Source organism: Brevundimonas sp. ABV4_179 (assembly GCF_056311945.1).
In genome coordinates, this window is record NZ_CM149976.1 from 24,596 (window position 1) to 49,957 (window position 25,362).

At 68.2% G+C, this 25,362-nt stretch carries 22 protein-coding genes and 1 tRNA gene; 12 read left to right on the top strand and 11 right to left on the bottom strand.

Annotated features, from left to right (window positions below):
* Positions 1-89 precede the first annotated feature (89 nt).
* Positions 90-434 carry a hypothetical protein gene (locus tag ACYX4P_RS00100; RefSeq protein WP_248118678.1) on the top strand — a complete coding sequence of 115 codons (345 nt, stop codon included), beginning with the start codon at positions 90-92 and terminating at the stop codon, positions 432-434.
* A 121-nt stretch (positions 435-555) separates the two neighbouring features.
* Positions 556-1,779, top strand: coding sequence for a hypothetical protein (locus ACYX4P_RS00105; protein WP_248118679.1), 1,224 nt, complete (start codon positions 556-558; stop codon positions 1,777-1,779).
* A gap of 8 nt (positions 1,780-1,787) precedes the next feature.
* Here the strand turns inward: ACYX4P_RS00105 and cysQ are convergent, their stop codons facing one another.
* The gene (cysQ, locus tag ACYX4P_RS00110; RefSeq protein ID WP_248118680.1) at positions 1,788-2,630 is read right to left on the bottom strand and encodes a 3'(2'),5'-bisphosphate nucleotidase CysQ; all 843 of its coding nucleotides are present in this window, start codon (positions 2,628-2,630) and stop codon (positions 1,788-1,790) included.
* A 96-nt stretch (positions 2,631-2,726) separates the two neighbouring features.
* Between cysQ and chpT the strand changes: the two genes are divergently transcribed.
* From chpT to ACYX4P_RS00125, 3 genes are all read left to right on the top strand, one after another.
* Positions 2,727-3,398, top strand: a complete 672-nt coding sequence (chpT, locus tag ACYX4P_RS00115) for a histidine phosphotransferase ChpT (RefSeq protein ID WP_248118681.1) — start codon at positions 2,727-2,729, stop codon at positions 3,396-3,398.
* 90 nt (positions 3,399-3,488) lie between these two features.
* Complete coding sequence (locus tag ACYX4P_RS00120; RefSeq protein WP_248118682.1) at positions 3,489-3,866, top strand: response regulator; 378 nt, start codon at positions 3,489-3,491, stop codon at positions 3,864-3,866.
* Positions 3,863-4,678, top strand: coding sequence for a CheR family methyltransferase (locus tag ACYX4P_RS00125; RefSeq protein WP_248118683.1), 816 nt, complete (start codon positions 3,863-3,865; stop codon positions 4,676-4,678). Before ACYX4P_RS00120 ends, ACYX4P_RS00125 begins: the two co-directional genes overlap by 4 nt.
* Before the next feature lie 24 nt (positions 4,679-4,702).
* Here the strand turns inward: ACYX4P_RS00125 and cckA are convergent, their stop codons facing one another.
* The 4 genes from cckA to fliQ are packed head-to-tail and all read right to left on the bottom strand — an operon-like array spanning position 4,703 to position 8,913.
* Entirely contained in the window at positions 4,703-6,739 is a 2,037-nt protein-coding gene (cckA, locus tag ACYX4P_RS00130) for a cell cycle histidine kinase CckA (protein WP_248118684.1), read from the bottom strand.
* A gap of 51 nt (positions 6,740-6,790) precedes the next feature.
* Positions 6,791-7,867 (bottom strand): flagellar biosynthesis protein FlhB, encoded by a 1,077-nt coding sequence (gene flhB, locus ACYX4P_RS00135; RefSeq protein WP_248118685.1) that lies wholly within the window; start codon positions 7,865-7,867, stop codon positions 6,791-6,793.
* On the bottom strand, positions 7,860-8,633 hold the full coding sequence (gene fliR, locus ACYX4P_RS00140) for a flagellar biosynthetic protein FliR (protein ID WP_248118686.1): 774 nt from the start codon (positions 8,631-8,633) through the stop codon (positions 7,860-7,862). The genes flhB and fliR overlap by 8 nt, the downstream gene beginning before the upstream one ends.
* Before the next feature lie 16 nt (positions 8,634-8,649).
* Positions 8,650-8,913 carry a flagellar biosynthesis protein FliQ gene (gene fliQ, locus ACYX4P_RS00145; protein ID WP_017505641.1) on the bottom strand — a complete coding sequence of 88 codons (264 nt, stop codon included), beginning with the start codon at positions 8,911-8,913 and terminating at the stop codon, positions 8,650-8,652.
* A gap of 119 nt (positions 8,914-9,032) precedes the next feature.
* Between fliQ and folE the strand changes: the two genes are divergently transcribed.
* The 4 genes from folE (at position 9,033) to ACYX4P_RS00165 (ending at position 16,097) form a co-directional block, all read left to right on the top strand.
* A complete protein-coding gene (gene folE, locus ACYX4P_RS00150; protein ID WP_248118687.1) occupies positions 9,033-9,617 on the top strand; it encodes a GTP cyclohydrolase I FolE in 585 nt (194 codons plus the stop codon).
* A 55-nt stretch (positions 9,618-9,672) separates the two neighbouring features.
* Complete coding sequence (locus ACYX4P_RS00155; RefSeq protein WP_248118688.1) at positions 9,673-10,830, top strand: acyltransferase family protein; 1,158 nt, start codon at positions 9,673-9,675, stop codon at positions 10,828-10,830.
* Between the two features lie 134 nt (positions 10,831-10,964).
* Positions 10,965-12,638, top strand: coding sequence for an MFS transporter (locus ACYX4P_RS00160; RefSeq protein WP_248118689.1), 1,674 nt, complete (start codon positions 10,965-10,967; stop codon positions 12,636-12,638).
* A 90-nt stretch (positions 12,639-12,728) separates the two neighbouring features.
* Positions 12,729-16,097, top strand: a complete 3,369-nt coding sequence (locus ACYX4P_RS00165; RefSeq protein WP_248118690.1) for a hybrid sensor histidine kinase/response regulator — start codon at positions 12,729-12,731, stop codon at positions 16,095-16,097.
* On the opposite strand, the gene ACYX4P_RS00170 is transcribed toward ACYX4P_RS00165, so the two are convergent.
* Positions 16,098-16,709 (bottom strand): response regulator transcription factor, encoded by a 612-nt coding sequence (locus ACYX4P_RS00170; RefSeq protein ID WP_248118691.1) that lies wholly within the window; start codon positions 16,707-16,709, stop codon positions 16,098-16,100. It lies immediately after the preceding gene.
* Positions 16,710-16,886: 177 nt separating this feature from the next.
* Between ACYX4P_RS00170 and ACYX4P_RS00175 the strand changes: the two genes are divergently transcribed.
* The 3 genes from ACYX4P_RS00175 (at position 16,887) to ACYX4P_RS00185 (ending at position 21,287) form a co-directional block, all read left to right on the top strand.
* Positions 16,887-18,242, top strand: a complete 1,356-nt coding sequence (locus tag ACYX4P_RS00175) for a DcaP family trimeric outer membrane transporter (RefSeq protein ID WP_248118692.1) — start codon at positions 16,887-16,889, stop codon at positions 18,240-18,242.
* A gap of 75 nt (positions 18,243-18,317) precedes the next feature.
* On the top strand, positions 18,318-20,201 hold the full coding sequence (acs, locus tag ACYX4P_RS00180; protein ID WP_476070261.1) for an acetate--CoA ligase: 1,884 nt from the start codon (positions 18,318-18,320) through the stop codon (positions 20,199-20,201).
* Between the two features lie 81 nt (positions 20,202-20,282).
* Positions 20,283-21,287: a bile acid:sodium symporter family protein gene (locus ACYX4P_RS00185; protein WP_248118693.1), complete on the top strand. Its 1,005-nt coding sequence runs from the start codon at positions 20,283-20,285 to the stop codon at positions 21,285-21,287.
* A 121-nt stretch (positions 21,288-21,408) separates the two neighbouring features.
* Here ACYX4P_RS00185 and leuA read toward each other — a convergent pair whose 3' ends face one another.
* The 5 genes from leuA to ACYX4P_RS00210 form a co-directional block, all read right to left on the bottom strand.
* Entirely contained in the window at positions 21,409-23,127 is a 1,719-nt protein-coding gene (gene leuA, locus ACYX4P_RS00190) for a 2-isopropylmalate synthase (RefSeq protein ID WP_248118694.1), read from the bottom strand.
* Between the two features lie 233 nt (positions 23,128-23,360).
* Positions 23,361-23,434, bottom strand: a tRNA-Gly gene (locus ACYX4P_RS00195).
* A gap of 85 nt (positions 23,435-23,519) precedes the next feature.
* On the bottom strand, positions 23,520-24,497 hold the full coding sequence (locus tag ACYX4P_RS00200) for a TraB/GumN family protein (RefSeq protein WP_248118695.1): 978 nt from the start codon (positions 24,495-24,497) through the stop codon (positions 23,520-23,522).
* Positions 24,498-24,650: 153 nt separating this feature from the next.
* A complete protein-coding gene (locus ACYX4P_RS00205; RefSeq protein WP_248118696.1) occupies positions 24,651-24,845 on the bottom strand; it encodes a helix-turn-helix transcriptional regulator in 195 nt (64 codons plus the stop codon).
* A 3-nt stretch (positions 24,846-24,848) separates the two neighbouring features.
* Positions 24,849-25,307, bottom strand: a complete 459-nt coding sequence (locus ACYX4P_RS00210) for a hypothetical protein (protein ID WP_292046858.1) — start codon at positions 25,305-25,307, stop codon at positions 24,849-24,851.
* Positions 25,308-25,362 lie beyond the last annotated feature (55 nt).

Consider the following 25,362-nt stretch of genomic DNA (forward strand, 5'->3'; position numbering starts at 1 on the left):
TGGGCCGCCTCACGGCGCCGCTTCGGACTTTATTCGGCCCCGCGTCTGGGCCATGGTCGGCTGTCGGGCGCAATCGCGCCGGAGGACCGATGCCTTTGCTGTTCGCCCTAACCAGCGCCGCCCTGATGCTGCAGGCCGCACCGTCCGTGGGACTGATCTCCTATGACGAGGCGGTGCGCTGCGCCGGGCTGACCCAGGCGGCGTCGGAACTGGAGGGCGGCGAGAGCGTGCAGGGGCGCCGGCTTTACGACGCGGCCCTCTATTGGTCGTTGGCGGCGATGCAGGCCGCGACCGCCGCCGGCAAGCCCGCCCCCGCCGCAGAGGCCGACCAGACCCGCGCCCGCATCGCCGCCGTGCGTCAGTTGAACGGCGCCGCGGCCGAGGCCAGAGCGATCCTGCAACGCTGCCAGCAGAAGACGCCGAATCTCGGCTGATCGACCCGCGACCACGGCTGGGTATAAGCCGGACCGAACCGCTTTGGCGGCGCTGCGTTTGCATTGGACGCCGCAAGAGACCCAGTCTGCGTCTCGAAGCGGGATTACAGAGGTCCAGCGCATGTTCGAATTCGGCCGCGATCTTCGAAAACTCTTCGCCCAGGCGCGAGAGAGCGAAGACCTGGGCTGGGTCGAACTGATCGGCCCCGACCTGCTGCGGGCCGAGGCGCTACGCGAATCCATCGACGCGGGCCGGGTGTCCTGCAACCGGCCGTTCGAGACCGAGCACCGCGCCGCGGCGCTGTGGCGCGAACACGCACGACGGACGGGCGCCGCTGAAAGCCTGGATCGGGCTGACCGCTGCGCCGACAGCCTGTCCCGTTCCGCGACGACCCAGGATCAGGCCGCCCTGGCGGCGGCGGACGGCGCCGCGTCGGCGATGCTGAGGTTCGACCTGTGCGGCGCGCCGGAGCGCCTGGACCGCGCCCTGGCCCTGCTGGCCAGCGTCAATCGCCCGCGCAGCCGACGCGCAGCCTCGACCTTGGCCGCAATCCACGCACGGCTGAAGGCGCGCACGGCGCGGCTGGCCGGGGATGTCGACAGTCTGGCCGAGGCCGGCGGGCTGATGGAGGCGGCGGTTCAGGGCGATACGGCCGAGGACCTGGAGTTGAGGATGGATCAGGCCGCTCTGGCGTTAGAGACAGGCGTGGTGCGACGCGAAGTGCGTCTGCTGGACCAGGCGGGCCGGAGCCTGGGCGCCCTGGTCGAGACCGCCTCGCCCGACCATCGCCCTTTGACGCGTGCGCGAGCGCTGGCTCTGTGCGGCGCCGGTCTGTCCGCCTTGGCCGCCGTCGCGGGGCATCAGGGGGCGCGGGCCCAGGCGCGGAGCCTGTTCGACGCCGCCGCCGAACAGTTCACCCCCGATCACAGCCCCCTGGACTGGGTCGCCATCCAAATCCTGCGCGCGGGCGACGAAGCACAGCCGCTGATGCTGCTGGCCCAGGCGGAAAGTCTGACCCAGGGCCGCGATCTGGTGCTGGGCGCCGCGGTGCGCGAGCGGCGGATCACCCGTGAGGTCGCCCTGGCCGAAGCGGTCGGCGATCTGGCCGGCATGATAACGCTGGAGACGCGGCTGCGCGCACGGATGCCCGATGCGACGCCGCTGGATTGGTCCGCCGACCAGATCGGCATGGCCGAGATTCTGCTGGCGCGGCAGCGGTTGACGGGGTCGGCGGCCGGAGGGCTGGGGCTGATGCTGGGCGAGGCGGCGACGACGGCGCGCGAACGGGGCGTCGACGTCCTGGCGGAGCGGGCGGAAGCCCTGCTGTCGAGCGTCAGGGCTTAACGCCCGCGTCAGCCCCCCATGGCGACGAAGGCGCCGTTCAGGAACCGGGGCTTGCCATAGCTCAGCCGCTGGCCGTCGTCGGCCAGGACGCGGCCGCCGGCCGCCTCCAGAACCGCCTGTCCCGCCGCCGTGTCCCATTCCGAGGTCGGGCCGGTGCGGGGATAGGCGTCGAACCGCCCCTCGGCGATCAGGCAGAACTTCAGCGAGGAGTCCGTGCCCTGCCAGCGCGTGCAGCCATGGCGGGCGGCCAGGCGCGCGGCCTCCTCGTCGGTGACGCTGTGGCTCAACAGGGCCAGGCCTTCCTGCGGGCGGTCGCGCACGCGGATGGGACGCCAGTCCTCGCCGGCATGGGCCTCGCCGGCCTGAAGGGCGCCGAACTGACGCCGGAAGGCGCCGCCCTCTGGCTTGTCCGTGCGCCAGGTGGTCGAGGTCGCCGGCGCCGTCACTACGCCCGCCACCGGATAGCCGGCGTGCATCAGGGCGATGTTGACGGTGAAGGCCTCGCCCCCGCGCACGAAGCCGCGCGTGCCGTCCAGCGGGTCGATCAGCCAGAACCAGTCCTCGGCCGAGGCGGGCGCGCCGCTTTCGGACACCGCCTCTTCGGCCACGGTCTGAACGCCCGGATAGGCGGCCGCCAGCCGATCCAGGATCAGGGCCTCGGCCGCGCGGTCGGCTTGCGTCACCGGGCTGTCGTCGGACTTGGTCTCGACCGCCGTGCCGGCCCGCCAATAGGGCAGGATCAGCCGCGCGGCCTCCTCCGCGATTTCGGCTAAGGTCAGGGCCAGAGCGCCCGATTTCAGGTCGCGTTCGAGATCGGCGTGGGACGGAACGGGGGAGGAGGCGATCGTCATGGGCGGGTCGATAGACCATCCGGGCGGTTCCATGAACCGGCAAATCACGTCACCTTCGCGCGCGACACGAACTGTGACCTGAGTGCTCCAGCCGCCATGACCCCGACCGACGACGAACGCGCCGTTCCGCTCGACCTTCCCGTCGACGGGACCGAACTGGCCACCTATGTCGCGGCCAAGCTGTGCCATGACTTCATCAGCCCGTCGGGCGCCATCGTCTCGGGCCTGGACCTGATGCAGGACCCGGCGGCGCAGGACATGCGCGACGACGCCCTGGCCCTGATCGAACAGAGCGCCCGCAAGATGGTGGCTCTGGTCCACTACGCCCGGGTGGCCTTCGGCGCGGCGACCACCAGCGAGCGGTTCACGGCGCGCGAACTGGAGAGCCTGCTCGTCGGCATGACGCAGGGAGGCCGCGCCACTCTGGACTGGCGCATCGCGGAGGCCGAGTTCTCCAAGCCCCAGGCGCGGGCCCTGACCAACCTGGCCTATCTGACCGTCGGCGCCCTGCCGATGGGCGGGTCGGCGGTGATCCAGTCGCGGGTCGAGGACGGTTTCGTCTATCTGGAAGGCTTCGCGGAAGGATCGCGCGCCCGACTGAAGCCCGAGGCGGCGGCGGGTCTGGCGGGCGAACGCCTGACCGAGGGGCTGGCGGGTCAGTGGATCCAACCCTACTGGCTTTGGCTGACGGTGACCGAGGCTGGCGGCGCCCTGCACGTCAAGGTTGAGGACGGAAAGGTCGCCCTGGTCGCCCGAATGCCCGCCTGAGGCCGTTTCCAAACGACTCGTTAACTGGCATCAGGGCAATATTCCGCCCGAATCCGTGGGGCGAGCCGTCGCGACATCGAGGAGAGGGCCATGAATTTTCGAACCTGCCTGATCGTCGACGACAGCCGCATCATCCGCAAGGTCGCGCGCCGGATCATCGAAGGCCTGGGTTATGAGGTCGATGAGGCCGCGGACGGCGCCGAGGCCCTGGCCTATTGCATCGGCGCCATGCCGGACGTTGTGCTGCTCGACTGGAACATGCCGGTGATGGACGGGATCACCTTCCTGCGCCGCCTGCGCGCCGCGTCGGGCGGGGACCGGCCCAAGGTGCTGTTCTGCACCATCGAGACCCGGCCCGAACGGATCGCAGAGGCGTTGGCCGCCGGCGCCGACGACTATGTGATGAAGCCCTTCGACGGGGAAATCCTGCAATCCAAGCTGGCGGAGGTCGGAGCGATCGCCGCATGACGCCGGACGATTTCGACAAGCTGCAGTCCCTTCTCGCCACCCGCGCCGGCTATCGCCTGTCGCGGGATCGCATCCATCTGGCCGAACACCGGCTGGGTCCGGTGGCGCGACGCGAGGGTTATGCCAATGTCGAGGCGCTGCTGGCCAATCTGTGGGCCAATCCGGTCGCTTCCCTGGCCTGGTCGGTGATCGAGGCGCTGCTGAACGCCGAGACGTGGTTCCGGCGTGACCGCACGCCCTTCCGCATCCTGGAGACCGAACTGCTGCCGGCCCTGGCCAAGGCCCGCCCGGACGGCCGCGTCAAGATTTGGTCGGCTGGCTGCTCCACGGGCCAGGAGGCCTGGTCCATCGCGATGGCGGCGCTGGAAACGCACACCGCCGTCGATCTGATCGCCACCGACCTGTCGCAGCGCGCCATCGAGAAGGCGCGCTCGGGCCTCTACACCGGTTTCGAAATCCAGCGCGGCCTGACGGCGCGGACCATGCTGCGCTGGTTCGAGCCGATGGAGGACCAGTGGATCGTCAAGGCCGAACTGGCCGACGCGGTGCGCTTCGGCCGCGCCAATCTGCTGGACGAACCGACCGACGACGCCCGTTTCGACGTCATCTTCTGCCGCAATGTGCTCGGCGACATGGAGCCGTCGCGACGCGCGCGGCTGCTGGACGGGCTGGAGCGGCGGCTGGTCGACGACGGCTGTCTGTTCCTGGGCGCCGACGAGCGTCTGGAGGGCGAGACGGTGGCCTTCCGTCCGGTGAACGGCCGGCGTGGCCTGTATGTCAAGGCCCCGTCCGCCCTGCGCCGCGCAGCCTGAACCACGCGACAGGCGCCGTCCTCGTCAGGCGGCGTGCAGTTCCTGCTTCACCCGTTCGGCCAGGGTCTTGATGTCCAACGGCTTGGGCAGGAAGGACACGCCCGTCTCGTCCTGCAACAGGTCCGAGAAGTCGCTTTCGGCATAGCCCGAGATGAACATGACCGGCGCGTCGCCCAGATAGGGCCGCGCCTTTTTCAACAGCGACGGACCGTCCAGGCCGGGCATGATGACGTCGGAGATCATCATGTCGATCTGGCCCGCATGTTCCTCGGCCAGCATCAGCGCCTCCTCGCCGTCCGCCGCCTCGATCACCTCATAGCCGCGCTGGCGCAGCAGCCGGGCGGCGATTCCTCGCACGGCGTCCTCGTCTTCCACGAACAGGATGCGGCCGGCGCCGGACAGGTCGCGCGGCGCCTTGGCCTTGACCTCGACCGGCTGCACCTCGGCCAGCTCCGCCTCGCCGGCGGCGGGCAGGAACAGGCGGAAGGCGGCGCCTCCCCCCTCGACATTGCTGACCGCGATATGACCGCCAGCCTGCTGGGCGATGCCATAGACGGTGGCCAGGCCCATGCCGGTGCCCTCGTTGACCGCCTTGGTGGTGAAGAAGGGCTCGAAGATTTTGTCCAGCAGTTCGGGCGGCACGCCGGGGCCCGTGTCGGACACTTCGATCAGGGCGACCTCGCTGGTCGGGGCGTCGGCCCAGCCCAGGCCGCGCGCCTCGTCCGCCGTCAGGCGCCGGGTCGAGATGGTGACGACGCCCGCACCCGGCTCGACCACGCCGCGCATGGCGTCGCGGGCGTTGACGGCCAGGTTCATCACCGCCGTCTCCAGCTGGCTCTTGTCGGCCAGCACCACCGGCAGGTCGCGGCCGTAGTCGGTTTCCAGCCGCACGTCCTCGCGCAGCAGGCGACGCAGCAGGATGGCGAACTCGCCCACCAACTCGCCCAGGTCCAGCCGTTCGCGCCGCACCGTGGACTTGCGCGAGAAAGCCAGCAGCTTGCGCACCAGATCAGCGGCGCGAATGGCCGTCTGGCGAATCTCGTTGAGGCCTTCGTAGGACGGATCACCGACCGGATGGCGTTCAAGCAGGCCCGACAGCTGAAGCTGGATCGCCGTCAGCAGATTGTTGAAATCATGCGCCACGCCCCCGGCCAGCTGGCCCACGGCCTGCATCTTCTGGGCCTGGTTGAGCTGCAGCTCCATCGACTTTTGGGACGAGACGTCGAACAACCATATCCGCCGACGCTCGCCCTCGGGCGCCACATAGAGGTGCAGCATCTTGTCGGGATAGGCGCGGGCGACCAGTTCGATGGGGCCCGACGATCCAGCCGCCAGTTTGGCCCGCGCCTCGGCGACGCCGGGCGGATCGAACAGATGGCCGAAGGCGGCGTCGCGCGCCGCCGCTGGGCCGGTCAGGACCGCCAGGGCCGGATTGGCCTCTTCCGCCCGGCCGGCGAACAGGTCGCCCCCGCCGATGACGGCCGACCCGAACGGCGCCCCGGCGGCCATGGCGCGGGCCTCTCCGGTCGCGGCGGCCACCGGGGAAGGCAGATGGGCCGAGGCGATGGGCAGGACCGCGTCCGGGGCCGCCCGCATCAGGAACCGCCCCTCGGCCACCCGGCCGATCACCACCTCGACCTCGCGCTGGCCGATCAGGACGATGGCGCGACCGGGTTCGCCCTTCCGCGCCTGGGCGAAGGCCATATAGAGGGCCTGGGCCGACTTGCCGCGCGGCAGGGCGGTGGTGGAGCCGTTGGCTTCGGCCCAGGCGGCGTTGAAGGCCAAGATCTGACCTGAATCCCACACCAGGGCCGCCGGTTCGGCCATGGCGTCCAGCACCTCTATGGCCGCATCGCTGTTGGGCCGGGCGCCGGCGGCGCGGCGAAAACCGAACAGGCCGATCAACGCGATCATCCCCACCGTCAGGATCAGCACCAGACCCGGCGCCGAGACCGGATTGTCGCGAAACGCCGGATAGGCCAGAGCCGCGATCGCCACGACGACGCCGAACGCCATCACGGCGGACAACAGATCGAACGGAGAGCGGCGGGTGGACGTCATACGGCCTCGCGAATCAAGGACTTCATCATACGCTCAAATCCTGACGCACCCTTACCGACGCGCCCGCGACTGGAAGACGAAGCCGATGATCTTGGCGGCGGCGTCGAAATGTTCGCGCGGAATGACCTCGTCCACATCGACCGTGGCGTAGAGGGCGCGGGCCAGGGGCACGTTCTCGACGATGGGGACATTGTGCTCGGCCGCCACCTCCCGGATGCGCAGGGCCAGGGCGTCGACGCCCTTGGCCACGCAGATCGGCGCCCCGTCGCCCTGATCCGGCTCGTAGCGCAGAGCGACCGAATAGTGGGTCGGGTTGGTGACGATGACGGTGGCCTTGGGCACGTTCGCCATCATCCGCTGGCGGCTGCGCTGCATGCGGATCTGCTTCAGCTTGGCCTTGATGTGCGGGTCGCCCTCGGACTGTTTGAAGTCTTCCTTCAGCTCTTCCTTGGTCATCCGCATCCGCTTGGCGAAGCGCATCTTCTGCCAGATGAAGTCGGCCCCCGCCGTGGCGCCCAGCAGGATGATGGCCGAGACGAACAGCGAGATCGCCATGTCGCGCGCCAGCGGCAGGATGGCCAGGGGGCTGACGGCGACCAGGTTCTCGAACTCGCGGGCATGGGGTTTCAGCACCATCCAGCAGACCAGGCAGACGGCGACCAGCTTGAGGAAGGTCTTGAGGAACTGCACCAGGCCGTCGGGACCGAAGATCCGCTTGAACCCCTGCATCGGACTGACCGCCGACCATTTGGGCTTCAGCTTCTCGGCGGTGAAGATCAGGCCCGACTGCGCCAGATTGCCCCCGGCCCCGCCGATGATGGTGGCCAGCATGACCGCCCCCAGGAAGGGGGCGACGGCCCAGACGGCGCGCACCATGATCTGATTGCCTGCGCCGGAGTTCAGCGTGCCCAGCATCTGATGCGGGGCGGCGATGAAGGGCAGCATCTGTTCGGCGATGGACGAGGCGAACCAGCCTCCGGCCATCAGGATCACCGCCGCCGCCCCCGCCAGAGACAGGACCTGGGCGACGTCCGGCGATTTGGCGACGTCGCCCTTCTTTCGCGCGTCCTCCAGCTTTCGCGGGGTCGCCTCTTCGGTTTTCGATTCGGGATCGGCGCCTTCAGCCACCGGCGCCCCCAAATACGAAATACTCCGCCAGGCGGCGGTAGCGGTCGATGAAGATGGCGCCCAGCGCGCCCAGGCTCAGGGCGAAGATCGACAGGCCCAGGATCACGCTGAGCGGGGCGGCGGCGAAATAGACCTGAAAGGCCGGCATGACCCGCGCCACCAGACCCGAAGCCAGGTTGAAGATCAGGGCGAACACTAAGACCGGCGCGGCCAGTTGAACCCCCAGCATGAAGCTGTCGCCCAGGGTCCGCACCGCCATCTGGGTGAAGTCCGCCATGATCAGGGGCTTGGCCGGGGCGATCAGCTGATAGGAGCCGACGATCCCGGCGATGAACAGGTGATGGGTGTCGGTGGCGAACAGCAGCGTCACCCCCAAGAGGGTCAGGAAGGCGGCGATGGTCGTGCCCGGCTGAGCCTGCATGGGGTTGGCGGTCTGGGCGAAGCTGAGGGTCGTCTGCAGCGACACGATCTCACCCGCCGTCGACAGGGCGGTCATGAACATCCGCAGCAACAGGCCGATCATCAGGCCGACCACCACCTCGCGGATGATCCAGCCGACCATCAGGCCCAAACTGTCGGGCAGGCCCGGCAGGGCGCCGCGCACCACCGGCCACAGGGCCAGGCTGATGACGAGCGACAACGACAGCCGCACGCGCGGCGGCACATAGGCCTCGCCGAAGCCGGGGATCAGCATCAGGATCGCCGCGACCCGGGCGAAGATCAGCCCCCCGGCCCAGACCTGATCGGCGGTCGCCCACGAATCCATGTCTAGAGGCCGCCCACTACATTCCCGCGATGCGGGCCGCGATCTGACGCATGAAGCCGCCCAGCAGCGCCCCCATCAGCGGCAGGAACAGGATCAGCGAAACGAAGATGGCGATGATCTTGGGCGCATAGATCAGGGTCTGTTCCTGGATCTGCGTCAGGGCCTGGAACAGGCCGATCACCACGCCGACCACCAGTCCGACCAGCAGGACCGGCAGACACAGCTGGATCGTCAGCCAGATGGCGTCCCTCCCGACGTCCAGAACTTCCGCGCCGTTCATCGGCCCACTCCAGCAACTACTGGGCAGAAAATGCCGACAGGATGGTTAACAGGCCGCTAACCAACGCTTGATGCTCGCAGCCTCTCCCCTTCCGTTTCGCTTGTGGCTATGTAGCCGCCATGACCGACGCTCGCTCCCCGAAAGTCTCCCAGGCCGACGCCGAAGCCGCCGTGCGCACTCTGATCGAATGGGCCGGCGACGACCCCACGCGCGAGGGCCTGCTGGAAACCCCCGCCCGCGTGGCCAAGAGCTATCGCGAGTTGTTCCAGGGCTACGAGGTCGATCCCCTGTCCTATCTTGAGAAGACCTTCGAGGAGACGGGCGGCTACGACCAGCTGGTCGTGCTGAAGGACATCCGTTTCGTCAGCTTCTGCGAACATCACATGTTGCCGGTCGTGGGCAAGGCGCACGTCGCCTATCTGCCGACCGACCGGGTCGTGGGCATCTCCAAGCTGGCCCGGGTGGTGCGCGGCTTCGCCCGTCGCCTGCAGATCCAGGAGAAGATGACGTCGGAGATCGCCGAGGCCATCCAGACCGTCCTGCGTCCGCACGGCGTCGGCGTGGTCATCGAGGCCGAGCATTCCTGCATGACCCTGCGCGGGGTCAATGCGCCGGGCGCCAGCCTGTCGACCAGCCATCTGATCGGCGTCGTGCGCGACGATCCCCGCACCCGCGAGGAGTTCCTGCGGCTGGTCAGGGGCTGATTTCACGCGAACTGGCGCCGCCCTTGCGTTGAACGGGCCGAAGGAGGCGCTGACGATGCCCTGGTCCCTGATTTCGACCCGCAATGAGACAGTCCAGATCGCCCGCGGCGGCTGGCTGGACGCGCTGCGTTTCATCGTGGCCTTCCTGATCATCCTGCATCACTTCCAGGCGGCCGGGCCCGAGCCCCTCGCGCATCTGATCAATCCGATCTTCGAGCGTGGCGGCTTCCTGCTGACCAACTTCTTCCTGATCGACAGCGGCTATGTGCTGATGCGCGTCTATGGGGCGGCGGTGGACAAGGGCCGGATGTCGCCGGGCGACTTCTTCCTGAAGCGGTTCCTGCGCGTGGTGCCGGCCCACCTGATCATGGGCCTGTCGCTGGTCGGACTGGTGCTGCTGGCGACGGCGGCCGGCGCGCCGCCGCGCAATCCCGAATGGTTCGCCTGGGATCAGTTGCCGGCCCAACTGCTGCTGCTGCAATCCTATGGCGTCCATGGCGGCCTGGGCTGGAATGCGCCCACCTGGTCGATCTCGGCCCTGATCGGCTGCTACTTGGCCTTCCCCTGGATCATTCGCGGCCTGATGCGGCTGGGGCCGTGGTCGGCGCTGGCGCTGGGCGTTGGCGTCTATCTGGCGGCCAACCAGCTGTGCTGGGCCTTCCTGGGCTATCCCGTCTATCAGATGCCGATGGGCTACGGCATCGTGCGCGCCCTGCCCTTGTTCTTGCTGGGCATGTGCCTGGCGTGGTTCGCCCAGAAGGTCTGGATCGCGCCGCGTCTGGCCGGCTGGGCCGGGGTGCTGGCCGCCGTCGGCTTCTTCGCGCTGGAGCTTCACGACAAGCACGCCCTCGTCGCCCTGGCCCTGATTTCGATCATCATCCTGGCCGCCGGCGCCGTGCCGGTGACGCGCCCGTCCAAACTGGTCGAGACGGCCGCCATGGTGTCCTTCTCCATGTTCATCTCCAACGAGGTGGTCCGCATCGCCTGGTTCGGCGTGGTCAATGCGCTGGTGGCCCGCTTCGCCCTGCCCCTCGCCGCCCAATGGAGCCTGTGGGGTCTGGGCGTGCTGGCGGCGGTCGGCTTCGCCTTCGCCTTCCACTTCGCCATCGACAATCCGATACAGAACCGGATCCGTGCGGCGCTGAAACGCCGCACAGTCCGTCGCGGCCGGCTGCAGCCGAAACTGGGGCCGGTCATCTCCATCGACGGCTGATCCGGCCGGGCGATCGACGATCCTCGACCAAAGTCGCTCTCTCCAGCCGCCCCGCTCTCGGTCAATGTCGGCGTCCACGCATCCTTAAGGATGTGCAGAACGGCCGATAACGGCGACACGGGAGGAAATGGATCATGGCAACCGACGCACCCCTTGCGTCCGGGGACGGGGAGCACACGGTCGATCGCAGCGATCGGCTGGTCATCCTCGCCTCCTCTGTCGGCACCGTCATCGAGTGGTACGACTTCTATCTTTACGGCTCGCTGGCGGCGATCATCACCGTCCAGTTCTTCTCGGGCGTCAACGAGACGACCGGCTATATCTTCGCCCTGATGGCCTTCGCCGCCGGTTTCGCCGTGCGTCCGTTCGGCGCCGTGGTCTTCGGACGGCTGGGCGATCTCTGGGGTCGCAAGAACACCTTCCTGGTGACCATGCTGCTGATGGGCCTGTCGACCTTCGTGGTCGGCCTGTTGCCGCCCTATGCGGTCATCGGCATTGCGGCGCCGATCATCCTGGTGCTGATGCGCCTGATCCAGGGCCTGGCCCTGGGCGGCGAATACGGCGGCGCGGCCACCTACGTCGCCGAGCACGCCCCGCAAGGCAAGCGCGGCTTCTACACCTCCTTCATCCAGATCACGGCGACCGCCGGCCTTGTGCTGAGCCTGCTGGTCATCCTGAGCGTGCGCTACACCGTGGGGGAAGACGCCTTCGCCGCCTGGGGCTGGCGCATTCCCTTCCTGGTCTCGATCCTGCTGCTCGGCGTCTCCCTGTGGATTCGCCTGAAGCTGGCCGAAAGCCCGTCGTTCAAGAAGATGAAGGCCGAAGGCAAAGGTTCCAAGACGCCGCTGAAGGACAGTTTCGGCAAATGGCCGAACCTGAAGCTGGTGCTGATCGCCCTTCTGGGCCTCACCGCCGGTCAGGCCGTCATCTGGTACACCGGCCAGTTCTACGCCCTGTTCTTCCTGGAACGGGTCATGAAGGTCGACGCGACCCTGGTCTATGTGCTGCTGACCATCGCGCTTCTGGCCGCCTCGCCCTTCTTCATCTTTTGGGGCTGGCTGTCGGACAAGGTGGGGCGCAAGCCGATCATCCTGGCCGGCTGTCTGATCGCGGCCCTGACCTATTTCCCGCTGTTCAACGCCCTGACCCAGGCCGCCAATCCGAAACTGGCCGCCGCAGCCGCTTCGGCTCCGGTGATGGTCTATGCCGATCCGGCCGACTGTAACCTGCAGTTCGATCCGGTCGGCAAGACAGTGTTCAACCACTCCTGCGACGTGGCCAAATCCTATCTGGCCAAGGCGGGCGTGACCTACACCAACGAGGCCGCGCCGGCCGGCGCGGTGGCCCAGGTCCGCATCGGCGATCAGGTGGTGGTCCCCAGCTTCCGCGGCGACGCCATGGCCCCGGCCGACTTCGCCGCCCAGAAGAAGACCTGGGACAAGAGCCTGGGCGAGGCCCTGACCGCCGCCGGCTATCCAGCCAAGGCCGACAGCGCCCTGGTCAACAAGCCGATGGTGGTGCTGATCCTGTTCATCCTCGGCTTCTATGTGACCATGGTCTACGGTCCGATCGCGGCGGCCCTGGTCGAGATGTTCCCGACCAATATCCGCTACACCTCCATGTCCCTGCCCTATCACATCGGCAACGGCTGGTTCGGCGGCTTCCTGCCGACCACCGCCTTCGCCATCGTGGCGGCGACGGGCAACATCTACTCTGGCCTCTGGTACCCGATCGTGGTGGCCCTGGGGACGGTCGTGCTGGGCTTCCTGCTGGTCAAGGAAGGCAAGGACGTCGACCTGAACGCCTGATCCTGCTTTCAGGTGGAACGAGGGGCGGGTCGTCGAAAGACGGCCCGCCTTTCGCTTGTGAAACACCCTCTGGCCGGTTCAGATGCCCCCATGTTCAGCCTGACGATCCTCGGCCTGGTCGCCGCCTATATGGCGGTGCTGTTCGCCGTCGCCTGGCATCAGGAGCGTCCGGCGGCCAGGGCGCGGGGCAAGGGGCTGGGGCCGTCGGTCTACGCCCTGTCCCTGGCGATCTACTGCACCTCCTGGACCTATTATGGGGCGGTCGGCACGGCGGCGCGGGACGGCTGGGAATATCTGCCCATCTATATCGGGCCGGTGATCGGCCTGACCCTGCTGTTCCCGCTTTGGCGGCGCATCGCGGCGGCGGCCCGGCGCGAAAACGTCGGCTCCATGGCCGACTTCGTGGCCTCCCGCTACGGCAAGAGCCAGACCTTGGGCGCGGCCGTCACCGTGGTCGCCATCTTGGGGTCGCTGCCCTATATCGCGCTGCAGCTGAAGTCGCTGTCGATGGCGGGCGCCCTTCTGACGGCGGGCACGCCGGTCGCGGGGTCGGAACGGCTGACGGTGCTGGTTCTCGCCGGAGTGCTGGCCTTCTTCGCCATCCTGTTCGGCGCACGACGACCCGACCTGACCGAGCACAATCGCGGCCTGATCCAGGCCATTGGCCTGGAATCGATGGTCAAGCTGGGCGCCCTGCTGTTCGTCGCCGTCTTCGCCCTGGTCCTGCTGCTGAACCAAGGATCGCCGGCGCGTATCGCGCAAGGGTTGGGCGCCCTGGCCGCGCCGCCGGCCGTCACGCCGCGCTTCACCGCCATCACCCTGGTCTCGACCCTGGCGATCTTCTGCCTGCCGCGTCAGTTCCACGTCGCCTTCGTGGAGGGGGCCCAGCCGTCGGACGTGCGGCGGGCGCGCTGGATCTTTCCCCTCTATCTGATGCTGACCAGTCTGGCGGTCCTGCCGCTGGTGGCGGCCGGCGCCCTGTTCGCGCCCACGGTGAACCCCGACCTTCTGGTGCTGGCCCTGCCGTTCCAGCGCGGCGAGACCCTGCTGACCGCCGTCGTCTTCGTCGGCGGCTTCTCGGCGGCGACCGCCATGGTGATCGTCGAGGCCGTGGCCCTGTCGGCCATGGTGTCCAACAGCCTGATCCTGCCCTTTCTAGCGCGCGACCGCTGGCGGATGCGCGGCGACGCCTCGGACATGGCGGGCATCATCCTGCAGGTGCGGCGCGGGGCCATCGTCGCAGTCCTGCTGCTGGCGTGGCTCTATTATCAGGCGACGGACCAGTCGCACGGTCTGGCGGCCATGGGGCTGGTGTCCTTCGCCGCCCTGGCGCAGCTGGCGCCGGCCCTGTTCGGCGCGGTCCTGTGGCGCGGCGGCCATGCCCACGGCGCGCTGGCGGGCATGGCGGTGGGGGTTCTGGTCTGGATCATGATGCTGGCCCTGCCGCAACTGGCGCCGGGCGCGCCCTGGCACATCTATGTCATGCTGGGGATCAAGGACCCGCTGGCCCTGGGCGTCTTCGTCAGCCTGGGGCTGAACCTGGCGGCCTATGTCGGGGTGTCGCGTCTGGCCCAGCCCCGGCTGATCGACCGGGTTCAGGCGCGGGCCTTCGTGGACCGGCTGGGGCCGGACTGGATGGAGGCCAAGCCCGCGCCATCCGGGGCCTCGGTCGGGGACCTGCGCGCCCTGGTCGCCCGCTTCATCGGCGACGAACGGGCCGAGCGCGCCTTTTCCGCGTGGGGGAGGGAAACCGCCGCGCGCCTGCGTGACGCAGACCCCGCCGATGCGGCGCTGGCGCGGGCGGCGGAGCGAATGCTGGCGGGCGCCATCGGCGCGGCCTCGGCCCGGCGCGTCATCTCCGCCGCCCTGGCCGGGGTCGGCCGCGCGCCCGAGGACGTGGTGCGGATGCTGGACGAGGCGTCCCAGGCTGTCCAGTTCAACCGCGACCTGTTGCAGACCACGCTGGACAACATCGACCAGGGCGTGATCGTGGTGGACGAGGATCTGCGCGTCACCGCCTGGAACCGGCGCTATGTCGCCATGTTCGACCTGCCCGTCGGCTTCGTCCACGTCGGCCTGCCCATCGCGAGCATCTATCGGCTGAACGCCGAGCGCGGCGAGAGCCCCAACGATATCGAGGCCTGGGTCGAGCGGCGGCTGGAGGCCCTGAGCCGCCGCATCCCCCACGATCACGAACGCCAGCAGCCGGACGGACGGGTGCTGCGCTCATCCGGCGCGCCAATCCCCGGCGGGGGCTACGCCACCAGCTATACCGACATCACCGCCCTGCGCCGCGCCGCGCGTCAGCTGGAAGAGGCCAATGAGCGGCTGGAGGCGCGCGTGGCGGACCGCACCGCCCGGCTGGACGAGGCGCGCCAGGTGGCCGAGGACGCCACCGCCTCCAAGACCCGGTTCCTGGCCGCCGCCAGCCACGACCTGCTGCAACCCCTGCACGCCGCCCGCCTGTTCATCGCCGCCTTGAAGGAGGAGCCGGCGCTTCAGGAAACCGCCAGCCGCGCCCTGGCCGTCAACGCCGACCGCGCCATCGACAGCGCCCACCGGCTGCTGACCGCCCTGTTGAATCTGTCCAAGCTGGAGGCCGGCGGGGTGCGGACCAATGTGGCGCGGGTGTCGCTGGGCGGCCTGTTCGACGATCTGCGACGCGAGTTCGCGCCGGTGGCTGAGGCCAAGGGCCTGTGTCTGACCCTGATGCCGACGCGGCTGTGGGTGACGTCGGATCGCGATCTGCTGCGCTCCATGCTGCAGAACCTGGTGGCCAACGCCATCCGCTACACGGACCGGGGCCGGGTTCTGGTCGGGGTGCGGCGGCGGGGCGAGACGGTGCGGCTGTTCGTCTGCGACACCGGGCGCGGCATCCCCAAGGCGCAGCAGGAGACGGTGTTCAACGAGTTCGTCCGCCTGCCCGGCGCGGCGGTGGACGAACCGGGCGCGGGCCTGGGCCTGGCCATCGTCAAACGCCTGTCCAGCCTTCTGGACCATCCGCTGTCGTTGACCTCGGAGCCAGGGGCGGGCGCGACCTTCCGCATCGACCTGAGACGTTGCGCGCCCGACGTGGTCGCTGAGGCGGCGCCCTCGCACGAGGTGCGCCTGCCGCTGGCGGGGTTGAGGGTGCTGTGCGTGGACAACGAGCCGGTGATCCTGGATGCGCTGAACGCCCTTCTGACCCGCTGGGGCGCTCGCCCGACGCTGGCGGCCGGCGTCGAGGCGGCCATGGCGTCGCCGGGGCCATTCGACGCCGCCGTGGTCGATCTTCATCTGGGCGACGGGCCGGAAGGCTTCGCCGTGATCGACTGGCTGCGGCCGCACGGCGTGCGCCGCATCGCCCTGGTCACCGCCGACACGCGCGACGGCTTGAACGAACAGGCCACGGCCGCCGGGGCCGTTCTGCTGCCCAAGCCGATCAAGCCGGCCGCGTTGAAGGCCTTTTTGTCCAGCTGATCACAGCGGATCCATCTGCTTGGCCAGTATGACGGCCTGGGTGCGGTTGTGGACGCCCAGTTTCCTGAACACGCTGGTCAGATGCGCCTTGATGGTGGCCTCCGAGACGCCCAGGTCGAAGGCGATCTGCTTGTTCAGCCTGCCCGCCTTCAGCCCCTCCAGGATACGTAGCTGAGAGGGCGTCAGGCTGGCCACCCGTTGGGCCAGACCGTCGTCCTCGGCCTCGGGCACGTCCGGCGCCCAGCCGTCGCCGGCCAGGATGGCGGCGATCGCTTCCACCATCTGCGGCAGGGCGGTGGACTTGGGGATGAAGCCGGCGGCGCCCAGCCCCAGGGCGTTTCGCACCACCGCCGCCTCCTCGCTGGCCGAGACCACCGCCACCGGCGCAGCCGGATGTTCGGCCCGCAGAGCCGCCAACCCCGCCATCCCTTCGCTGTCCGACAGTTTCAGGTCCAGCAGCAACAGGTCCGCCGGCGCCGCCTGCAAGGCCGCCCGCGCCTCGGCCAGGCTGGCGCATTCGACCACCTGGGCCCCCGGCGCGGCCTTGTCGACCGCCGAGCGCAGGGCGGCGCGGAACAGGGGATGGTCGTCGGCGACGACGATGCGATCCATAGGCGTCCTTCCCTTGGGCGTCCTTCCCATGCGCGGTGTCTGACCGGCCGCGTCGTCGCCACCATGGCGCCGTTCGACTTTGGTCGAAACTAGACCAATGGCCAATGGCCTGGCGAGGACATAGGCGGAAAGCTGGGATCAGGGACGCCTGCGAAGACGGGCGCGGAGGAACTCAGCATGACCAGGACCACCCTTTTCGCGGGCGCCGCCGTCGTCGCCCTGTTGTCCGCACCCGGCATGGCCGCGGCCCAGTCCAGCCAGGCGGCGTTGGAGGCCCGCATCGCCCAACTGGAGGCCGAGTTGAACGCCCTGAAGGGCGAGGTCGTCGCCGCCCGCACCCAACAGGCCGCTCAGGCCCAGGACATCATCCGCCTGGAAACCCGCCCGGCCGCGCCAGCTCCGGTCCAGCAGGCCGCAGCGCCGGCGTCGCCCGGCGAGGGCTTCCGCATCGGCGACCACACGGTCAAGTTCGGCGGCTTCGTCAAGGTGGACGCCTACGCCAGCCGCTATTCCGGCGGTGATCCGGTCAATGGCGACGCCCTGCGCGAGTTCCACATTCCCGGCTCCATCCCCATCGGCGGCTCCAAGGAGGATACGGCGACCGACTTCAACGCCCGCCAGACCCGCTTCTGGCTGACCACCGACGGCGTGGTCGGCGGCCACAAGATCGGCACCCGGATGGAGATGGACTTCCAGACCCTGCCCGGCGCCGGCGATCAACGCACCACCAGCCCGGCCAACCCGGCCCTGCGCCGCGCCTTCATCACCATCGATAACTGGCTGATCGGCCAGGAGTGGACCAACTTCCAGAACACCGCGGTCCTGCCCGAATCCGCCGATTTCGTCGGCGCGGCGGAAGGCACGGTCTTCGCCCGTCAGGTCCAGGTCCGCTACACGCGCGGTCCCTTCTCGGTCTCGGTCGAGAACCCCGAGACGACCGTGACGCCATTCGGCGGCGGCGCGCGCATCATCGCCGACGACAACAGCTTGCCGGACTTCACCGCCCGCTATGCGGTGTCCCGTCCGTGGGGGGATTTCCAGGTCGCCGGCCTGCTGCGCCAGTTGAAGTATCAGAACCCGGCGACAAACATCGATTCCACCGCGACCGGCTGGGGTCTGTCGGCCTCGACCAAGATCAAGGTCGGATCAAAGGACGATCTGCGCCTGATGGTGACCGGCGGCGAGGGCATCGGCCGCTATGTGGGGCTGAACTTCTCCAACGACGCGGTGCTGAACGCCTCGGGCGATCTTGACGCCATCGGCGTGGTCGCCGGCTTCGCCGCCTATCGCCACGTCTGGGCGCCGGGCTGGCGCTCCAGCCTGATCTGGTCGGCGCAGAAGGTGGACAACGACGTCGCATTCACCGGCCTGTCCGCCAACCGATCGGCCCAGAGCCTCCACGCCAACTTGATCTGGTCGCCGGTTACGGCGTTTGATGTCGGGGCCGAGCTGATGTTCGCGGATCGCGAGATCGAGACCGGCGCCAGCGGCGACATGACCCGTCTGATCCTGTTCGCCAAATACGGATTCTGATTTCCGCCGGAGACGCCTTTCGTGCCTGATCTCGACCTCTATCCCGTTCCCGCAGATTGGGCCAAGAAGGCCCACATGGACCGGCAGGCCTATGAGGGGGCGCGGATCGCGGCGCGCGAAAATCCCGACGCCTTCTGGGCCGAACAGGCCGGGCGGCTGGACTGGATCACTCCGCCGACCAGGATCAAGGACGTCTCGTTCAAGAAGGAAGACTTCCGCATCCGCTGGTTCGAGGACGGGGTGCTGAACGTCTCGGCCGAATGCATCGACCGCCACCTTCCCCACCGCAGGCACGAGACGGCGATCATCTGGGAAGGGGACGATCCCGCCGACAGCCGCCGCATCACCTATGGCGAACTGCACGCCGAGGTGTGCCGCATGGCCAATGTGCTGAAGGCGCATGGCGCCAAGAAGGGCGACCGCATCACCCTTTATCTGCCGATGATCCCCGAGGCGGCCTACGCCATGCTGGCCTGCGCGCGGCTCGGGGCGATCCATTCGGTTGTCTTCGGCGGCTTTTCGCCCGACAGCCTGTGCGGCCGGATCGAGGACTGCGGCTCCAACCTGGTCATCACCGCCGACGAGGGCCTGCGCGGCGGCAAGCATGTGCCGCTGAAGGCCAATGTCGACGAGGCGCTGAAGAAGGTGAAGGTCGACACCGTCCTGGTCGTGCGCCGCACCGACCGCGACGTGCCGATGACCGATGGGCGCGACTTCGACTATGGGCTGGAGGCCGCCAAGGTCGACGCCGACTGCCCGCCCGAGCCGATGAACGCCGAAGACCCGCTGTTCATCCTCTACACCTCGGGTTCGACCGGAAAGCCCAAGGGCGTGCTGCACACCACGGGCGGCTACCTGTTCTGGGCCGCCTGGACGCACGAGATCGTCTTCGACTATCGCCCCGGCGAGGTCTTCTGGTGCACCGCCGACGTGGGCTGGGTCACGGGTCACTCCTATATGGTCTATGGGCCGCTGGCGAACGCGGCGACGACCCTGATGTTCGAGGGCGTGCCCAACTATCCCGACGCCGGCCGGTTCTGGCAGGTGGTGGACAAGCACAAGGTCGAGATTTTCTACACCGCCCCCACGGCCCTGCGCGCCCTGATGCGCGAGGGCGACGCGCCGGTGAAGGCGGCCTCGCGCGCCTCCCTGCGGCTGCTCGGCACGGTGGGCGAGCCGATCAACCCGGAGGCCTGGCGCTGGTATCACGATGTGGTCGGCGACGGCCGCTGCCCCATCGTCGACACCTGGTGGCAGACCGAGACGGGCGGCCATCTGATCACGCCGCTGCCCGGCGCTACGGACCTGAAGCCCGGATCGGCGACCCTGCCCCTGCCGGGCGTCGAGCTTGAGATCGTGGACGCCGAGGGTCGGCCGCTGGAGGGCGCCGTGTCCGGCAATCTGTGCATCACCGACAGCTGGCCCGGTCAGATGCGGACCGTCTATGGCGACGACCAGCGCTTTTTCGACACCTATTTCTCGACCTATCCGGGCCGTTATTTCACGGGCGACGGCTGCCGTCGCGATGCGGACGGCTATTACTGGATCACCGGCCGGGTGGACGACGTCATCAACGTCTCGGGCCACCGGATGGGCACCGCCGAGGTCGAAAGCGCCCTGGTGCTCCACGACGATGTCGCAGAGGCGGCGGTGGTCGGCTTCCCCCACGACATCAAGGGCCAGGGCATCTACGCCTATGTCACCCTGAACAAGGGGGTCGAGCCGACCGAGGAACTGCGCAAGGCCCTGATCGCCCATGTCCGTCAGGAGATCGGTCCCATCGCAGCGCCCGACGTGATCCAGTGGGCGCCGGGCCTGCCCAAGACCCGGTCGGGCAAGATCATGCGCCGAATTCTAAGAAAGATCGCCGAGAACGACATCGGCGCGCTTGGCGACACCTCCACCCTGGCCGATCCGTCGGTGGTGGACGATCTGGTCAAGAACCGCGCCGGGGCGTGAGGGCTGAAATAAGGGCGCGGGCTTCAAGCCCGTCGCTTGGCGGTCTATCACTGCGGCGACCCGCCGCAGCCTGAGCCGCCCATGCCTCGTTTCCTGTCCCGCCTGCCGATCGACGGCTATCTGTTGGCCCTGATCGGCATGGTGGTCCTGGCGGCGCTTCTGCCCGCCAGCGGACAGGCCGCCGTGGTCATGGACTGGGTGGTCAAGGTCGCCATCGCCCTGCTGTTCTTCCTGTATGGCGCGAGGATGTCGCCTGCGGCCATCGGCGCGGGTCTGCTGCACTGGCGGCTGCAGGGCACGGTCTTCCTGTCGACCTTCCTGCTGTTTCCCCTGCTGGGGCTGGGGCTGGTCTTTTTGATGCGCGGCTCCCTTCAGCCCGATCTGCTGACGGGGATGCTGTATCTGTGCCTGCTGCCGTCCACGGTGCAGTCGTCCATCGCCTTCACCTCCATCGCCGGCGGCAATGTCGCCGGCGCCCTGACCAGCGCCAGTCTGTCGAACCTGCTGGGCGTGATCGTGACGCCGCTGCTGGTGGCGCTGCTGATCGGGGGCGCCGGCGGGGGGATACATCTGCAGTCCATCCTCGACATCGGCCTGCAGATTTTGGCGCCCTTCGCGGTGGGGCAGTTGTGTCGGCCGCTGCTGAAGGACTGGCTGGGCCGCCACGCCAAACTGACCGGCCTGGTGGATCGCGGCTCGATCCTGCTGATCGTCTACGCCGCCTTCAGCGAGGGGGTCGTCGCCGGCGTCTGGTCTCAGGTCGCGCCGATGGACCTGGCCAAGGTGATCGGCCTGAACGTCGTGCTGCTGGCCGTGGTTCTGGCTCTGACCCTGTTCATCGGGCGGGCGCTGCGGTTCGACCGCCCCGACCGGATCGTCATTCTGTTCTGCGGTTCGAAAAAGAGCATGGCGACCGGCATTCCGATGGCCGGCATATTGTTCGCCAGCGCCTCGGTCCCGCTGATCGTCCTGCCGATCATGCTGTTCCATCAGATCCAGCTGTTCGCCTGCACCGTGATCGCCCAGCGCTACGCGCGCGAGAATGCAGCCCGCCGGAAAGACGAGCCGCAGATCAAGGCCGGCTGATCTGATCGCGCCGACCCAGGACCAATCGACATTCAGTCGGCCGAAATCTTCGATCGTCATTCCGGGGCGGAGCGAAACGAAGAACCCGGAATGACGGCTTGGGGCTGAATGTCGATTAGGCCTAGCTGTCCGCTAGGCTCGGCGCCCTCTCCACCACGCGAACGCCCGCTGCATCGGCGCGGTTGGCGGCGCCCAGCAGCGCCTTCAGCGAGGCTGTGGCCACATCCGGGTCGGTCGCCACGCCGAAGATGGTCCGTCCATCCGCCGTGCGGCATTCGACATAGGCCGCCGCCTGGGCGTCAGCGCCCTGGCCGATGGCGTGTTCGTGGTAGTCCTCGATATCCAGCGCCAGACCGCAGTCTTCGCGCAGCGCGTCCAGCACGCTGGACAGGAAGCCGTTGCCGCGTCCTGAAATCCGCCGCTCCTCGCCGTTCAGGCGGATGCGGCCCGTAAACCGGCGCTCCTTGCCCGGCGCCGAGCGGCCTTCTTCATAATCCACCAAGGCGAACGGGCCATGGCCGCCCTCCGGCGCATAGACCGAACGGAACACGTCCCAGATGTCGGCGGCGGTCAGTTCGCGGCCCACCTGGTCGGCATAGGCCTGAACATGCTGGCTGAAATCGGCCTGCATCCGCTTGGGCAGTTTCAGCCCCTTGTCCTGTTCCAGCACCCAGGCGAAGCCGCCCTTGCCGGATTGGGAGTTGACGCGGATCACCGCCTCATAGGACCGGCCCAGATCGGCTGGGTCGATCGGCAGATAGGGCACGTTCCAGATGTGGTCGTTGCGTTTGGCCTGGGCCGCGAACCCCTTCTTGATCGCGTCCTGATGGCTGCCCGAGAAGGCGGTGAAGACCAGTTCGCCGGCATAGGGGTGGCGCGGATGGACCGGCAGGGCGTTGCAGTGCTCCACCGTCTCGATCACCGCATCCATGTCCGAGAAATCCAGCTCGGGATCGACCCCTTGGGTGTACAGATTCAGCGCCAGGGTCACCAGATCGACATTGCCGGTGCGCTCCCCATTGCCGAACAGACAGCCCTCGACCCGGTCGGCGCCGGCCATGACCGACAGTTCCGCGGCCGCCACGCCCGTGCCCCGGTCGTTGTGCGGATGGACCGATACGATCACGCTGTCGCGACGCGAGATGTTGCGGCAGAACCACTCGACCTGATCGGCGTAGATGTTCGGCGTCGCCGCCTCGATGGTGGCCGGCAGGTTGAAGATGATGGGCTTTTCCGGCGTCGGCTCGATCACGTCCAGAACCGCTTCGCAGACCTCCAGACTGTAATCCAGCTCGGCGGTGGAGAAGGTCTCGGGGCTATATTCGAAGCGCCAGTCGGTGTCAGGGCGGCGCTCCGCCTCCTCGCGCATCCGCGACATGCCCTCGATGGCGATCTGTTTGACGCCCGCGCGATCCATGCCGAAGACGATCTCACGCCACGCGGGCGACAGGGCGTTGTACATATGGACGACGGCGCTCCGGGCGCCCTCCAGGCTCTCGAACGAACGGGCGATCAGATCGGCCCGCGCCTGGGTCAGCACCTGCACCACCACATCGTCGGGAACGCCGCCCGAGCGCACCAGGCCGCTGATGAAATCGAACTCGGTCGCCCCCGCCGAGGGAAAGCCGACCTCGATTTCCTTGACGCCGATCTTCACCAGCAGGTCGAAAAAGCGCTGCTTCTTCTCGGCGTTCATCGGGTCGATCAGGGCCTGATTGCCGTCGCGCATATCGGTCGACAGCCAGCGCGGCGCCTTGTCGATGGTGCGGCTGGGCCACTGACGATCCGGCAGATCGACGGTCGGGAAGGGGCGATATTTGATGGAGGGGTCGCGCAACACCGTGCGTCTCCTGAACGTCTTGCGATCTGAAAGGGGGTTACGACAGCGATTTCCGCCGCCGGGCAGCCGTCAGTCCCGGCGGCAGCCGATAAGTCGCAGTCCCGCGCGCGAAAGCGCTCCGGGTGACCAGATCAGGATTTGTGCGGAAAGATTTACCACGTCCGACGATACCAAGGGCCGCCTAAGGAAACAATCCACCCGAAAGAATAGATTCTTCGGAGAAGACGACCGACTGGAGCGGGCAGCGGGAATCGAACCCGCACGAGCAGCTTGGGAAGCTGCCAGGCTACCACTACATCATGCCCGCGCCGGGTCGATCGAGGGCGGCGTGGACACGCCCTCGATCCAACTCTTAGCCGCGCGCCGCCGCCGGCTCAAGCGCGCGATACGCTTCATTCGACAGCTTCGACCTGCACGCCCCGCGCCTTCAGCTGGGCCTGAACGCTGTCGTCGCCCGCCAGGTGCCCGGCGCCCACGGCTATGAAGGCGGTGCCGGAGCCCTGCAGCAGGGTTTGAATCTGGTTCGCCCAGTCTGTGTTCCGGTCCACTAGAACGGACTGATACAGGGCCGGCGAGGCGTCCTTCATCTCCTCGACCATCACGCGGCCTAGGACATCGACGTCGCCACTGGCCCAGGCCGAGACCATTTCGTCCAGCTTGGTCGCCGCGTTCTCGTAGTCCTTCAGCGTCTCGCGCAGGAAAACCAGTTGCACGTCGTCGGGCAGGCCGGCCAGAATGCCGATCTGCTTGTCGATGGTCTCGAAGCCGTGGATCGGCTTGCCGGCCGCCTCGGCGCGGGCCTTCAGCACCAACTCCACGCCCGACTTGGGATCATAGCCCGCCTTGACCAGCGGCGCGACCGAAAGGGTCAGGGCCGCCAGCCACGGCCGCATCGGCTGAAGCTGGAGGCCCGAGGCGCCCAGGGCCTGGGCCGCCGCGTCCAGTTCGGCGTTCTCCTCTGGCGTCAGGCGGCTCGACAGGGGCGTGTCGGGCGACAGGCCGTGCTGTTGGATCAGCGGCATGAGCGCGGCCTGGTCGTCGGGATTGCTGATCTCGAACCAGATCTCCGAGGCGCTGTCGAAGGCGGCCTGGACGCGGGGACTGGCCCAGCCCGTGGTCGGGCGCAGCACATGGACTGAGCCGAACAGATACAGGGTGGAATCGGCGTCCTTGATCACCCACAGGGCCGGCCCCTTGCCCTGGATCGGCGCCGGGGCGGCGGCGGGCGCGGCCGGCTGGGCCTGGGCCTGGGCCTGGGCGTCGACCGGCGCGCCGGCGATGGCGGCGAACAAGGCCAGCCCTCCGGCTACGCCGACGGCGCCTTGGGCGAGGGTGGAGGTGGCGGATCGAAGGCGGGCGGTGAAGGTCATGATTGTCTCTCTGAGTGTAGGGAAAGGAATGAAAACCAAAGGGTCAGGCTAGGCCGCGCGGGACATCGCCCGGATGAGGAGGCGGCATGGGTCGCCGGGTCCGCGCGCCGCGCGGCCGACATGCCGTTGACGAGTGCAACGCCATGTCGTCGGCTACTGCGCGTCGGAAAAGATGGATTCGATGGGTTGGCCGAAGACGCGGGCGATCTTGAAGGCCAGCGGCAGGGAGGGGTCGTAACGGCCGGTCTCCAGCGCGTTCACGGTCTGGCGCGACACGCCCAGCTGTTCGGCCAGCTGCGCCTGGCTCCAGTCGCGCTCGGCGCGCAGGACCTTGAGACGATTGTTCATGGCTCAGCCCCGCATCCGCGCCAGCCACCACCAGCCCCAGACGACCAGATAGCCGATCAGCATGGGCGCGATCATCATGGCCGCCCCCAAAGACAGATAGTCGATAGGCTGGGCGCCGTCTCCGACCGTGCGCGCTATGATGTCGCGCCAGGAGCCGGACGAGGACAGAACCAGCGCGACGCCGCTAACGCACATGCCGGCTGTTCCGCCCCAATACCAGGCGGCCTTGTGCGCTTCGCGCGCCGCCTCGTCGATGGCGCGCATCCATTCCGCACCGATCCAAAGTGCGCCCGCCATGATCGCGACGGTCACCGCGGCGGTGACGATCAGTTCGCCCACCGTGGCGTCCAGCCAACCCGCATTGGCGCCGTAGCCGACCAGAAAACCGCCGAGGAAGGCGAAAGCCAAGCCGCCGCCAAAGGTGACGACGATCGCCCTGATAACCGATCCCCACTTGCTCATACGTCAATATCCCTTGTCCAATTGACAAGTTCCATTGACAACATAAGCCGGTCCA